Annotated in this window: 14 protein-coding genes; 10 read left to right on the forward strand and 4 right to left on the reverse strand. The window is 72.7% G+C overall.

The features are described from left to right. Positions 1-66: 66 nt before the first annotated feature. From mtlA to ptsP, 6 genes are all read left to right on the forward strand, one after another. A complete protein-coding gene (gene mtlA / locus E1294_RS47250) occupies positions 67-1,179 on the forward strand; it encodes a mannitol-specific PTS transporter subunit IIC (protein ID WP_132518573.1) in 1,113 nt (370 codons plus the stop codon). Positions 1,180-1,182: 3 nt separating this feature from the next. Beyond that, positions 1,183-1,491, forward strand: a complete 309-nt coding sequence (locus E1294_RS47255; protein WP_132518575.1) for a PTS lactose transporter subunit IIB — start codon at positions 1,183-1,185, stop codon at positions 1,489-1,491. Beyond that, positions 1,484-1,912 (forward strand): PTS mannitol transporter subunit IIA, encoded by a 429-nt coding sequence (locus tag E1294_RS47260; RefSeq protein WP_132518577.1) that lies wholly within the window; start codon positions 1,484-1,486, stop codon positions 1,910-1,912. Before E1294_RS47255 ends, E1294_RS47260 begins: the two co-directional genes overlap by 8 nt. Next, positions 1,909-2,913, forward strand: coding sequence for a zinc-dependent dehydrogenase (locus tag E1294_RS47265; RefSeq protein ID WP_132518579.1), 1,005 nt, complete (start codon positions 1,909-1,911; stop codon positions 2,911-2,913). The genes E1294_RS47260 and E1294_RS47265 overlap by 4 nt, the downstream gene beginning before the upstream one ends. Positions 2,914-3,026: 113 nt before the next feature. Beyond that, entirely contained in the window at positions 3,027-3,308 is a 282-nt protein-coding gene (locus E1294_RS47270) for an HPr family phosphocarrier protein (RefSeq protein ID WP_132518581.1), read from the forward strand. Further along, on the forward strand, positions 3,301-5,142 hold the full coding sequence (gene ptsP, locus E1294_RS47275; protein WP_132518583.1) for a phosphoenolpyruvate--protein phosphotransferase: 1,842 nt from the start codon (positions 3,301-3,303) through the stop codon (positions 5,140-5,142). The genes E1294_RS47270 and ptsP overlap by 8 nt, the downstream gene beginning before the upstream one ends. Here ptsP and E1294_RS47280 read toward each other — a convergent pair. Beyond that, positions 5,139-7,646, reverse strand: a complete 2,508-nt coding sequence (locus E1294_RS47280; protein WP_132518585.1) for an ATP-dependent Clp protease ATP-binding subunit — start codon at positions 7,644-7,646, stop codon at positions 5,139-5,141. The genes ptsP and E1294_RS47280 overlap by 4 nt on opposite strands. Positions 7,647-7,749: 103 nt before the next feature. Continuing rightward, entirely contained in the window at positions 7,750-8,391 is a 642-nt protein-coding gene (locus E1294_RS47285; RefSeq protein ID WP_132518587.1) for an SDR family oxidoreductase, read from the reverse strand. Between the two features lie 359 nt (positions 8,392-8,750). On the opposite strand from E1294_RS47285, the gene gndA reads away from it, so the two are divergent. Then, complete coding sequence (gene gndA, locus E1294_RS47290) at positions 8,751-10,175, forward strand: NADP-dependent phosphogluconate dehydrogenase (RefSeq protein WP_132518589.1); 1,425 nt, start codon at positions 8,751-8,753, stop codon at positions 10,173-10,175. A gap of 3 nt (positions 10,176-10,178) precedes the next feature. Here the strand turns inward: gndA and E1294_RS47295 are convergent, their stop codons facing one another. Next, complete coding sequence (locus E1294_RS47295) at positions 10,179-10,967, reverse strand: acyl-CoA thioesterase domain-containing protein (protein WP_132518591.1); 789 nt, start codon at positions 10,965-10,967, stop codon at positions 10,179-10,181. Positions 10,968-11,137: 170 nt separating this feature from the next. On the opposite strand from E1294_RS47295, the gene E1294_RS47300 reads away from it, so the two are divergent. After that, positions 11,138-11,566: a type II toxin-antitoxin system PemK/MazF family toxin gene (locus E1294_RS47300; protein ID WP_132518593.1), complete on the forward strand. Its 429-nt coding sequence runs from the start codon at positions 11,138-11,140 to the stop codon at positions 11,564-11,566. Between the two features lie 14 nt (positions 11,567-11,580). Here the strand turns inward: E1294_RS47300 and E1294_RS47305 are convergent, their stop codons facing one another. Next, entirely contained in the window at positions 11,581-11,775 is a 195-nt protein-coding gene (locus E1294_RS47305) for an nSTAND1 domain-containing NTPase (RefSeq protein ID WP_132518595.1), read from the reverse strand. Positions 11,776-11,944: 169 nt separating this feature from the next. Here E1294_RS47305 and E1294_RS47310 point away from each other — a divergent pair, with 169 nt between their 5' ends. Together E1294_RS47310 and E1294_RS47315 are read left to right on the forward strand one after the other, a co-directional pair. After that, a complete protein-coding gene (locus E1294_RS47310; RefSeq protein ID WP_132518597.1) occupies positions 11,945-12,181 on the forward strand; it encodes a hypothetical protein in 237 nt (78 codons plus the stop codon). A gap of 150 nt (positions 12,182-12,331) precedes the next feature. Beyond that, positions 12,332-13,226, forward strand: an 895-nt coding sequence (locus E1294_RS47315; protein ID WP_132518599.1) for an NAD(P)/FAD-dependent oxidoreductase, incomplete at its 3' end; no start/stop codon positions are given.

A 13,226-nucleotide genomic window follows, 5' to 3' on the forward strand; every position in this document is an offset into this window, starting at 1 on the left:
CCCCCGCACTGCCCTGACCCAGCGAAGCGGCTGATCACTGCTCATCCCCCCGAAGGAGCAAGTCCCATGGCCGAAAGTTACACACCCCCGGTCACCGGAACCGGTGTCAAGGCCACCATCCAGCGCATCGGCGGCCATCTGGCCGGCATGATCATGCCGAACATCGGAGCGTTCATCGCCTGGGGCCTGATCACCGCCCTGTTCATCCCGACAGGCTGGCTGCCCAACGAGACGCTCGCGAAGATGGTCGGCCCGATCATCGGGACCCTGCTGCCGGTCCTCATCGCCTATACCGGCGGCCGGATGGTGCACGGGCAGCGCGGCGCGGTCGTCGGTGCGGTGGCGGTCATGGGCGTCGTGGTGGGCACCGAGTCCCCGATGTTCCTCGGCGCCATGATCATCGGCCCACTCACCGCCTTGATCCTGAAATATGTAGACAAGTTCACGGAGCAGCGGACCAAGGCCGGCTTCGAGATGCTGGTCGACAACTTCTCCGCCGGCATCGTGGGCGGCGCGATGGCCGTCATCGGCATGCTCGGCATCGGCCCGGTCGTGGAGACCGCCACCACGGCCGCGGGCAACGCCGTGGGCTGGCTGGTCACCAACAACCTGCTGCCGATCGCCTCGGTGCTGATCGAGCCGGCCAAGGTGCTGTTCCTCAACAACGCCATCAACCACGGCGTGCTCACCCCGCTCGGCATCAACGAGGCCGCCCAGACCGGCAAGTCGATCCTGTTCATGCTCGAGTCGAACCCCGGCCCGGGGCTCGGCCTGCTGCTGGCGTTCCTGCTGTTCGGCCCGCGCCAGCTGCGGCCCAGCACGCCCGCCGCGATGCTCATCCAGTTCTTCGGCGGCATCCACGAGATCTACTTCCCGTACGTGCTCATGAAGCCGCGCCTCATCCTGGCCGTCATCGCGGGCGGCGCGGCCGGCGTGTTCACGTTCATCGCCACCGGCGCCGGCCTGGTCGCCTCGCCGTCGCCCGGCAGCATCTTCGCGTATCTCGCGGTCACACCGAGGGGCGGCTGGCTGAGCTCCAGCCTGGGCATCCTCGTGGCAGCGGCCGTGTCGTTCGCCGTCGCCGCCGTCCTTCTCGGCTTCGGCCGCGGAGAGAAGGCGGAGCAGGACGGTTCCACAGAATCCAGTGAGGGCACCGAGCCCGCCACCAAGGAGGCCTGACCCATGCCCAGCATCGACAGCAAGGACATCAAGAAGCTCATCGTCGCCTGCGACGCCGGGATGGGCAGCAGCGTGATGCTCGCCTCGCAGTTGCGCAAGCAGCTCAAGGACAGCGGCGTCACCGTCGAGCACACCCCGGTCAACTCCATCCCCGACGACGCCGACGTCATCGTGTGCCACTCGGGGCTCGCCGCCAGGGCCAAGGCCTCCGCCCCCGGGAAACCTCTGGTGTCGTTCCAGATCTTCCTCGGCGACCCGGCGGTGACCAAGCTGGTGAACACCATCAAGAACGGCGGCACCGTCGATGCGTGACGACCTGCTCGATCCGCGGGCCGTGCTGCTGCACGAGAGCGCCCCCGACCGCGAGGCAGCCATCCGCCGGTGCGGGCGGGCGCTGGCCGACGTGGGGGCGGTCGCGGAGCCGTACATCGAGGCGATGCTCGAACGCGAGCGGTCGATCTCCACCTACGTCGGCGAGGGAGTGGCCATCCCGCACGGGACGAACGCCTCCAAGGAGGACGTCCGGCGCGACGCGATCTGCGTGGTCCGCTTCCCCGGCGGCGTCGACTGGGACGGCGAGCAGGTCACCCTGTGCGTCGGCATCGCCGCCAAGGACGACGGGCACGTGCGACTACTGTCGCAACTGGCCGAGATCCTGCTCGACCCCGACCGCGCGAGGACGCTGCGCGAGGCCACGGAGGTCTCCCAGGTCATGAAGGAGCTCACTCCATGAAGGTCGCCCGATTCCACGCCCCCGGCGACATCAGGATCGAGGACGCGCCCGAGCCCGAGGCAGGGCCCGGGGAGCTGAAGATCCGGGTACGCAACTGCTCGACGTGCGGGACGGACGCCAAGATCTTCACGTTCGGCCACCACCACATCAGGCCGCCGCGCGTCATGGGCCACGAGATCGCCGGCGAGGTCGTCGGCACCGGCGCGCGGGTGCAGGTGATCGCCGCCATCCCCTGCGGCACGTGCCAGGAGTGCGTACGCGACCGCCGTACGGTCTGCCCGAACCAGGAGTCGATGGGCTACCACTACGACGGCGGATTCGCCGAGTACATGATCATCCCCGCCAAGGTGCTGGCCGTGGACGGCGTCAACGCCATCCCGTCCGGCGTCGGCTTCGCCGAGGCGTCGGTGGCCGAGCCGCTGGCGTGCGTGCTGAACGGCCAGTCGCTGGCGCGCGTCGGCGCGGGTGACGACGTGGTGGTGATGGGCGCGGGCCCGATCGGCTGCCTGCACGTGCGCCTGGCGCGGGCGCGCGGCGCCTCCCGGGTCTTCCTCGTGGACGTCAACGCCGAACGCCTGGCGATGGCGGCCGAGCTCGTGCGCCCCGACGCGGCCATCGACGCCGACCCGGCCGAGCAGGTGCTCAAGCTGACCGGCGGCAGGGGCGCCGACGTCGTGATCACGGCGGCGGCGTCGGGCGCGGCGCAGGAGCAGGCCGTGCGGATGGCGGCCAGGCAGGGCCGGATCAGTTTCTTCGGCGGCCTGCCCAAGGACGATCCCGTCATCGCGCTCGACTCCAACCTGGTGCACTACCGCGAGCTGACCATCGTCGGCGCGAACGGCTCCAGCCCCGCGCACAACGCCGAGGCGCTGCGGCTGGTCGCCGACGGCGCCGTGGTGGTGTCCGACCTCGTCACCCATCGGCTGCCGCTGCCGCAGGTGCTCGACGGGATCGATCTCGTCCGCAGGGGCGCGGCCATCAAGGTCACCATCGAGCCCTGAGATCGGGCACTGGCGATCGGGCACTGAGAACCGAGCCCCGAAGAACGAGCACGGAAGAACGAGCACGGAAGAACGAGCACTCAAGATCCAACATGGAGCCTGGGAGGCTTCTCATGGCACAACGAACGGTGGCCGTGGCCTCGGCCAGCGGCCTGCACGCCCGTCCCGCCAAGCTGTTCGTACAGGCGGCGGCGAAGCTGGGGGTGCCGGTGACGGTCCGGCTGGGCGAGAAGTCCGTGCCGGCCAAGAGCATGCTGGGAGTGCTGTCGCTGGGCGCGGTGCGCGGCTCGGAGGTCACGCTCGAAGCGGAGGGGCCCGGGGCGGAGGAGGCGCTGGACTCCCTGGCGGCGCTGCTGTCACGTGACCTGGACGCGGAAGAGGCTCTCGATGCGTGACCTGTCCGGCCCTGACCCACTGCTCCCCGGCACAGGACCGCCGGACGCCACGACTCCTGACAGCGGCCCGGGCGCAGAACCACCGCACGCCACGACTCCTGACAACGGCCACCGAGCGGTTGCCGCCGGGCGGCTCGCCGGCGTCGGCGTCAGTCAGGGCCGGGCGGCGGGCCCGATGATCCGGATGGCGGGGCCGCCGGCGCTACCCGAGCCCCGCCCGGTCACCGACCGCGCCGCTGAGGCGGCCACGGTCGCCAAGGCCCTGGAGGCGGTCGCCGCCGACCTCAACCGCCGCGCGGCCGCCGCCCGATCCGGCGCCCAGCCCGCCGCACGGTCTGCCGCACGCCCGGCCGCGGCCCCGGACGGCGCCGCGGCAACCGGCGAAACGGCGGCCACGGACCGCGGCGAGGCGACCGGCGAAGTGAGGATCGCGGGCGGGGGCGAGGCGGCGGAGATCCTCGAGGCGCTGGCCATGATGGCCGACGACCCCATGCTGCTGGAGGAGGCCGAGCGGCGGGCGCGCGACGGCGCCGACGCCGCGCACGCTCTCGACGCCGCCTTCGCCCAGCACCGCGACGCCCTGGCCGAGCTGGGCGGTTACCTGGCCGAGCGGGCCGCCGACCTGGACGATCTCAAGCACCGGGCGGTGGCGTTCGCGCTCGGCCTGCCGATGCCCGGCCTGCCCGCCCCTGGCCACCCGTACGTGCTGGTGGCCGAGGACCTCTCCCCGGCCGACACCGCGGGGCTTGGCCCCGACGTGCTGGCGCTCGTCACTGAGCGGGGCGGGCCCACCAGCCACACCGCGATCCTGGCGCGTGGCCGCGGCCTGCCCGCGGTGGTGGCCTGCGCGGGCGTCATGGACCTGCCCGACGGCACGGTCGTCGGCGTGGACGGCGGCACCGGCGAGATCACGACCGGCCTCTCCGAGGAACGGGCGACCGAGATCGTGGCGGGCGACCGCGCGGAGCGGGCCAGGCTGGCGGCGAGCAGCGGCCCCGGCAGGACCGCCGACGGCCATCCTGTGAAGCTGCTGCTCAACATCGGCTCGGCCAAGGATCTGCGGCCGGGCGCGGAGGGCGTCGGGCTGTTCAGGACGGAGTTCCTGTTCCTCGACCGTACGGGGGCGCCGTCGTTCGGGGAGCAGGTGGCCGCGTACGCGGAGGTGTTCGAGCAGGCGGAGACCGTGATCGTGCGCACGCTCGACGCGGGCACCGACAAACCCTTGCCGTTCCTGGGCCTGCCCGGGGAGCCGAACCCCGCTCTGGGCGTGCGGGGCCTGCGGGTGGACCGGATCCTGCCCGGCGTGCTGGACACCCAGCTCGACGCGATCGCCGAGGCGGCGAGGGCGACGGGAACGCAGGCGTGGGTGATGGCGCCCATGGTCACGACCGTGGCGGAGGCGAGCGGGTTCGCCCGCCGCGCACATGAGCGGGGCATCGCCAAGGTGGGCGCGATGGTGGAGGTGCCGGCGGCGGCGCTCCGGGCCGGGGCGCTGCTGCGGGAGGTCGACTTCCTCAGCATCGGCACCAACGACCTGGCCCAGTACACCTTCGCCGCCGACCGCCAGCACTCGGCGCTGGCCGATCTTCTCGACCCGCGCCAGCCCGCCCTGCTCCAGCTCATCGGCATGTGCGCGCGGGCGGGCAGGGAGGCGGGCAAGCCGGTCGGGGTGTGCGGCGAGGCGGCCGGCGATCCGCTGCTCGCGCCGCTGCTGGCCGGGCTCGGGGTGACGAGCCTGTCCATGGCCCCCGTGTGCGTGCCCGCCGTGCGGGAGGCGCTGGCCGGCCTCACCTTGGAGGAGTGCCGGCGCCGCGCCGAGGCCGCCGTCGGCTAGACCCGTTCCGGGCTGTGCGCCCTGAGCTGGAGGCCGTCGCCTTCGACGTCCACGCTGACACTGCCGTGTTCCTCGATCTCGCCGGTCAGCAGCATGGTGGACAGCCGGTTGTCCAGCTCGCGCTGCACGATGCGGCGCAGCGGCCGGGCGCCGAACTCGGGCTGGTAGCCGCGCTCGGCCAGCCAGTCCTTGGCGGCGTCGGTGACCTCCAGCGTGACGTCCTGGCCGCGCAGCCGCTGCCGGGTCCGCTCCAGCAGCAGGTCCACGATCTGGCGGAGCTGCTCGCGTTCCAGCCGCTTGAAGACGATCGTCTCGTCGATGCGGTTGAGCAGCTCGGGCCGGAGCGACTGGCGCAGCAGGTCCATGAGCCGGTCGTGCAGCTCCTGGGTGTCCTCCGAGCCGAGGATCATCTGCGCGCCGATGTTGCTGGTCATGATGACGATCGAGTTGGTGAAGTCGACGGTGCGGCCGTGGCCGTCGGTGAGCCGGCCGTCGTCGAGCATCTGCAGCAGGATGTTCATCACGTCGGGGTGGGCCTTCTCGATCTCGTCGAGGAGGACGACACCGTGCGGGCGGCGGCGTACGGCCTCGGTGAGCTGGCCCGCCTCCTCATACCCGACATATCCGGGCGGAGCGCCGATGAGGCGCGAGACCGTGTGCCGCTCCTGGAACTCGCTCATGTCGATGCGCACCATGTGGTCCTCGCCGCCGAACAACGCCGCCGCCAGAGACCTGGCGAGCTCCGTCTTGCCGACTCCGGTGGGGCCCAGGAACAGGAAGCTGCCGATGGGACGGTTCGGGTCGGCCAGGCCCGCCCGGGCCCTGCGCACCGCCTCGGCGATGGCGACGACGGCCTCGTCCTGGCCGATCACTCGCTTGTGCAGGTGCTCTTCCAGCCTCATGAGGCGCTCGCGTTCGCGCTGGGTGAGCTGCGTGACCGGGATGCCGGTCTGCCGGGACACGACCTCGGCGATGTCCTCCACCACGACCTGCGGGACGCTGTCCTCGCCGCGCCTGGCGCGCTCCAGCTCCGGCCTGATCTTGCCGATCTCGGTGGTCAGCTCCTTGGCGCGGTCGAAGTCGTCGGAGGAGACGGCCTGGTCCTTGTCGCGACGCAGCGAGTCGAGGCGCTCCTCCAGCTCGCGCACGCCGGTGCCGGGCGTACGCGAGCGCAGCCGCACCCGGGCCGAGGCCTGGTCCATGAGGTCGATGGCCTTGTCGGGCAGGAAGCGGTCGGAGATGTAGCGGGCCGACAGGTTCGCGGCCGCGTCGAGGGCGTCGTCGGTGATGCGCACTTGGTGGTGGGCCTCGTACGTGTCGCGCAGCCCGGCCAGGATCTCGACCGTCTGCTCCACGGTCGGCGCCGCGACCAGGATCGGCTGGAAACGGCGTTCGAGCGCGGCGTCCTTCTCGATGTTCTTGCGGTACTCGTCAATCGTGGTGGCGGCGACGACGTGCAGCTCGCCGCGGGCGAGAGCCGGTTTGAGGATGTTGGCGGCGTCCATGCCGCCCTCGGCGGAGCCGGCGCCGACCAGGTTGTGCACCTCGTCGATGAAGACGATGGTCTCGTCGGCGTGCGCGCGCACCTCGTCGATGACCTTCTTGATGCGCTCCTCGAACTCGCCACGGTATTTCGTGCCCGCCACCATCCCCGTGAGGTCGAGGCCGACGACGCGGCGGTCCTTGAGGATGTCTGGGACGGTCCCGTTGACGATGCGCTGGGCGATGCCCTCGACGATCGCGGTCTTGCCGACGCCCGGCTCGCCGATCAGGCACGGGTTGTTCTTGGTGCGGCGCGACAACACCTCGATGCACTGCTCGATCTCGTCCTCGCGGCCGACGACCGGGTCGATCCCGCCCTGCCTGGCCTCTTCCGTGAGGTCCCTGCCGTACTCGTCGAGCGTAGGGGTGTCGCCCCCTCCCCGGCGCGGCTCGCCCGTCCGCGCGCCGGCGGACATGATGGCCTGCTGCAGCTCGTTGGCGGATGCGCCCTGTTCCCGCAGGAGGCGGGCGGCACCGGAGTCGGGGTTGGCGGCCAGGGCGAGCAGGAGGTGCTCGGGGCCGATGTACGACGACTGCAGGGCGCGTGAGATCCGCTGCGCGTCCAGGATGGCGCGTTTGACCGCCGGCGAGAGCGTCGTGGGCGGCTCGCCGGGCCGAAGATGGGCCGGGCCGGGACCGGCGAGCGCGTCGATGCGGTCGCGCAGCCGGCCGACGTCCACGCCCGCCGAGCGCAGCATGCCCCCTGTGGCGTCATCGTCGATCAGCGCGTCGAGCAGGTCGAGCACGTCCAGGTCGGCGGCGCCACGCTGCCCGGCCTCCTCCAGGGCGCGCCTCAGGACCTCCCTGGCCGAGGCGCTGAGCAGCCTGCCGACGTCCACCCGCTGGACGCTGGGCCGGGTCGGCGGCCAGGCCTCCACACCCCCGAACACGCGGCCCGTGAGCTCCTCGAACCCCCTGAACGGGTCCCCGCCGAAGAACGACCTGAACGGCATGTCAGACATGAATCCCCCTTGTGCTCAGGGGACATCTAGCCCTGCGTGCCACACTTCATAGCCAGCTTTCGGCAAAAGCCTGCCGCTCCCGCGCGGCCGATTGCCGCGCGCATCACGCTCCCCCGACGGCGTCGGCGACGGGCGTGTCACCCGAGACGAGCTCCAGCGTCCGGTGGACGGTCCCCGGGGCGTCGAGCATGGCCGCGATGACGGCCGCAACGTCGTCGCGGGGCACGGCGCCCGGCGGGACCTCCGGCGCCAGCCTGACCAGGCCGGTGCCCGGCTCGTCGGTCAGCCGGCCAGGGCGCAGGATCGTCCAGTCGAGGTCGCGGGCGCGCAGGTCGTCCTCGGCCTCGGTCTTGGCCGTGATGTAGGCGGCCCAGACCGCGTCCCCGTCCGGCGCGGGCGGCTTACCCGCGCCCATGCCCGAGATCTGGATGAACCGTCGTACGCCGGCCGCCTCAGCCGCGTCGGCGAGCAGCACGGACGCGCCCTTGTCGACCGTCTCCTTGCGGGCCGCGCCGCTGCCCGGCCCCGCGCCCGCGGCGAAGACCACGGCGCCGGCGCCCTCGACGATCCCCGCGACCTCACCGGACGACGCCCGTTCCAGGTCGCACACCACGGCCTCGGCGCCCGTGGCCTCGACGTCGGTGACGTGGGCCGGGTTGCGCACCAGGCCGACGGCGTCCGAGCCGAGACGCCGCGCCAGGCGCAGTGCGATCTTGCCGTGGCCGCCCGCGATGACGATCCGCATCGTTCCCCATGGTGTCGTGGCTTGTCCGCTCCCTGCGGGGAGCGGCTCGTCGCCTCCCCCGGTTGAGGGCGGCGACGGACCGGATCTGCCCGTTTCCGCACGCCTTTACTCCCCCGAGGACGGCCCCGCGGTCCGGCTCGTCTCCTACGGCGCCGGGGACAACCCGGGATGATCGTCCGGCATCGGGCAGGCGTCCGCGGGTATGCCAGGGAGGAGCCGAACAGACCGGCGCATCCCGGTCCCCGCCGGCCCGCCGGACGGGCTCGCCGAGCCGGGTGTACGGGAGGCGGGGCGAGGTGGGAATATCCCTCCGAACGCCCGGGCTGGATCATGCGTACCCCCCACAGAGGAGATTCGATATGGATTTGGCAGACATCGGCGTCACCGGCCTGGCCACCATGGGACGCAACCTGGCCCGCAACCTCGCCAGGCACGGATACGCGGTGGCGGTGCACAACCGCTCGTACAGCCGGACGCAGCAGCTGATCAAGGAGTTCGGCGGCGAGGGCACGTTCGTGCCGTCCGAGGAGCTGGCCGCGTTCGTGGCCTCGCTGAAGCGCCCGCGCCGGGCGATCATCATGGTGAAGGCGGGGGCGGGCACCGACGCGGTGATCGACCAGCTCGCCGACCTGATGGAGCCGGGCGACATGATCGTCGACGGCGGCAACGCGCACTTCCAGGACACCCGGCGGCGCGAGGCGGCGCTGCGCGAGCGGGGCATCCACTTCGTCGGCACCGGCATCTCCGGCGGCGAGGAGGGCGCGCTGCTCGGCCCGAGCATCATGCCGGGCGGGTCGAAGGAGTCGTGGGAGGCGCTCGGCCCGATCCTGCAGGACATCGCGGCCCAGGTGGACGGGGTGCCGTGCTGCGTGCACGTGGGCCCCGACGGCGCCGGCCACTTCGTGAAGATGGTGCACAACGGCATCGAGTACTCCGACATGCAGCTCATCGCGGAGTCCTACGACCTGCTGCGCCAGGCACTGGGCGCGACGCCGGCCGAGCTGGCCGAGGTGTTCAGGGAGTGGAACCGGGGCGACCTCGACTCCTACCTGATCGAGATCACCGCGGAGGTGCTCGACCAGGTGGACGCCGGGACGGGCAAGCCGTTCGTGGACATCGTGGTCGACCAGGCCGAGCAGAAGGGCACCGGCCGCTGGACCGTGCAGAGCGCGCTCGACCTGGGCGTCCCGGTGACCGGCATCGCCGAGGCGACCTTCGCCCGCGCGTTGTCCGGCCACCCGGAGCAGCGCGCCGCCGCCGCGTCCCTGCAGGGGCCGAAGCTGTCCGGAGTCGGGGGGCGCGAGCTGATCGAGGACGTGCGGCAGGCCCTCTACGCCTCCAAGATCGTGGCGTACGCGCAGGGCTTCGACCAGATGGCGGCGGCCTCGAAGGAGTACGGCTGGGATCTCGACCTGGGCGCCATGGCCACCATCTGGCGCGGCGGGTGCATCATCCGGGCCAAGTTCCTCGACCGGATCCGGGCCGCGTACGACGCCGACAGGGAGTTGCCGACGCTGCTCGCCGACCCGACGTTCGCTGCCGTCCTGGACGCCGCGCAGGAGTCGTGGCGGCGGGTGGTCACCACGGCCGTGCAGATCGGCGTGCCGACGCCGGGCTTCTCCTCGGCGCTGGCCTACTACGACGGGCTGCGGCGCGACCGCCTGCCGGCGGCGCTGGTGCAGGGGCTGCGCGACTACTTCGGGGCCCACACCTATCACCGGGTCGACAAGGAGGGTGTCTTCCACACCGACTGGTCCGGCGACCGCGCGGAGCGTCCGGCCTGACGGTCAGCCCCTTCCGAGGGGGGCCGGGTTGGCCACCGCCGTCACCAGGCAGAAGCCCAGCGGTCCCGCCGGATCGTGCAGGGTGACCTGCCCGGTCGCCACGCCGCCGGTGCTGAGGTGGCCGGTGGCCTCGATGCCGATGAGGTCGTTCTCGGGGAGGCGGGCGAGCGTCAGCGTGTAGTCGGCGTTGATGAACCGCAGCCCGTCGAGCCCCGTGTTGCTGAGCGGGCTGGCGAAGTCGGCGGCCAGTGCCGCGCGTACGAACGGCGTCACGGGCTCGTCGTCCACCAGCGGGTGGCGCTCGCGCAACCACACCCGCCCCGGCCCCGGCGCTCCCCAGCCTGACACCCGCCACAGGTCGAACGGCGGCGTCCACGCGCCTCCTTCGACCGGCGGGCCAGATGGCGGCGGCTCGTCCCAGGCGGGCGTGACGATCGCCTGCTCGCCGCCTGGCTGCTCGCCCTGCCTCAGCAGCACGGCGCCGGCCCGCGCGATCACGCCCTGCTCGGTGGAGATCGTCGCGTCGGCCACCCGGATCCGGCGGCCGTCCCTGACCAGGGTGGTCTCCACCGTGACGGGCAACATGGGGCTGTTGCGGAACAGGTCGACGGTCAGCCGGGCGAAGGACAGGCCCGGCTCCGCGTGGCGCTGCTCGATGGCCCGGGCCGCCAGCCCGCCGAGCAGCCGGCCGTGGAGCATGTCGGGTGACCAGGGGCCGCGGGCGTGCGGGGCGGGGACGAGGTCGTCCCCTTTTCGCGTGAAGAACGCTGATGACGACACAGAAGACGACACAGAATGAGATTCTAGAGGAGAGTGGGCGGCGGCCGGGCGCGTGCAGGCGTTCCTTCGGCTCGACCGGCTCCAGCACCTCGAAGCAGGGCGGACGACGTCCGGGCGTTCTTCCCGGGGTCTCCGGCCTTCCGGGATGGATTTTCGCTGGCTTGGCCCCGTAAGCTCCCCCAATGCGCGATCTAGGTGAGGACCCCCGGCCCGCCCGGGGTGCGGTACGCGAGATCCATTCCCTCCACGGGCCCGCCACCCTGGCCTACTCCCCTGACCTCGACGGCATGGCCGACCCCGGGGAGATCGTCTGGGCCTGGGTGCCCTACGAGGAGGATCCGTCGCGGGGCAAGGACCGCCCCCTGCTGGTCGTGGGCCGCACCGGGCACAGGCTGCTGGGCATGATGCTGTCCAGCAAGGGCGACGACGGGCCCGACTGGCTGGAGCTGGGCTCGTGGGGCCGCGACGACCAGGTCTCCTACGTACGGCTCGACCGGGTCTTCGTGCTGGACGAGGACGACATCCGGCGCGAGGGCGCGGTGCTCGACGGCGAGCGCTTCGCCCGGGTGGCGGCCAGGCTCATGAAGACCTACGGCTGGGGCGCCGGCTAAGTCGCCCACCGCGCTCACGACGGGCTCACGGGGGCGACCACGGTGAGCGGCCCCCGCTCGTCCGGCCGTCCGGCCAGCCGGGCGACCAGCACCCCGACCGCGTGCTCCCGTCCGAAGAACCACCGAGCGTCCTCAGGCTCGTACGCGCTCAGTCCGCGGTAGGGGGCAGGCCCCCGACTCGCGCTCCACCAGCCCGGCCAGCTCGCCACCGGTCCGCAGCGCGCGGTCGCACCCGCGCGCGACCCCCGGCGTCAGCCCCTTCTCCCCCGTCTCGACCTTGCTCAGATAGCCCTTGCTGTAGTTGGTCAGCCGGGCGCCGCCGCCGCACTGCCCCTGGCCGTCGCCGCACTGCCCCTGGCCGCCGTCCCCGCGCAGGCCGTGGCGGTTGAGGACACCGCTCAGCGGGCGGTCCGGTTCGACTTCCGGGTCCCCGGGGTCCGGATCTTCGCCCGCCCCGACGGCGGGCCGACCCGGCAGGGTCTCGGCTACCCGGGCCAGGGCTTCGAGGTGGACAACTTCGCCGCCGGCGCCCCGTACACGTGCGACTGGGAGCACGGCAGGAACGTCGCCACGGGCGTCGTCGGCTGGGTGCCCAGCTGCAACACCGTCGCCTGACCGTACGGAAGCGGTCTCCGGGCGCGGCGGCGTGCCGCGCCCGGAGACCGGCCGGTCGCCCCGGCACGAGAGGGGCGTGGGCCGGTATCCGGATGGTAACGCGACGACCCGGCCGTCAGGCCGGTTCAGAGAGGCTGCGACGATTGGAGCATGCGCGTTGTGGTGATCGGAAGCGGCATCGTCGGAGCCGCCGCGGCCTACTACCTGACCGGCCGCGGCGCGACGGTGACGGTGCTGGAGTCGGGCTACCGGGGCCAGGCGACCGAGGCGGGCGCGGGGATCGTGTGCCCGTGGGTGGACCACGCGGAGGACGACTCGTGGTACCAGCTGACCCGCGAGGGCGCCCGCGACTATCCGCGGCTGGTCGAGGAGCTGGGCGAGGACATCGGCTACGCCAAGGTGGGCGCCCTGCTGGTGACCGAGGAGCCGGCCGAGCTGGAGCAGGTACGCGCGCTGTTGCACCGCCGCTACCCCGAAGCGCCGGAGATGGGGCAGATCACCGACGTGCCCACCCCGTCTGAGCTCTTCCCGCCGCTGTCCGACGACCTGAGCGCGATCCTCGTGCCCGGGGCGGCCCGGGTGAACGGACACGCGGTCCGCGAAGCGCTCCTGCGCGCCGCCATCGCCAGGGGCGCGCAGGTCCGTACGGGCATCGCGACGCTCACGCCGGGCGGCGAGGTTCTCCTGCGCCCCGTGGGCTCCGGCCTGCCCGGCACGAGCGGCCACCCCGGCTCCCTGGCCGGACCGGCGAACGGCGACGCCACGACCGGGCCTGCCGGTGACGAGACCACGGCCGGCCCTGCGGGTGTTGTCCGTGCGGATGGCGGACCCCCGGATGGCGGCACGTCGGCCGGACCCGCTGGGCTTCTCCGCGGCGACGCCGCCACCGCCCGTTCCGCCGATGCCGGCGTTCCCGCCGGGCCCACCGCTGGAGAACTCCCGGGCGGCCGGGCCGGCGCGGGGGTTTCGGGCGGACCGGCCAGGGCGGAGCGCGCAGGGGGGCCGGCGGGCGCGGAGGTCACGAGCGGACCGGCCGAGGCAGAGC

Source organism: Nonomuraea diastatica (genome assembly GCF_004349015.1).
In the GTDB taxonomy this organism is placed as follows: domain Bacteria; phylum Actinomycetota; class Actinomycetes; order Streptosporangiales; family Streptosporangiaceae; genus Nonomuraea; species Nonomuraea diastatica.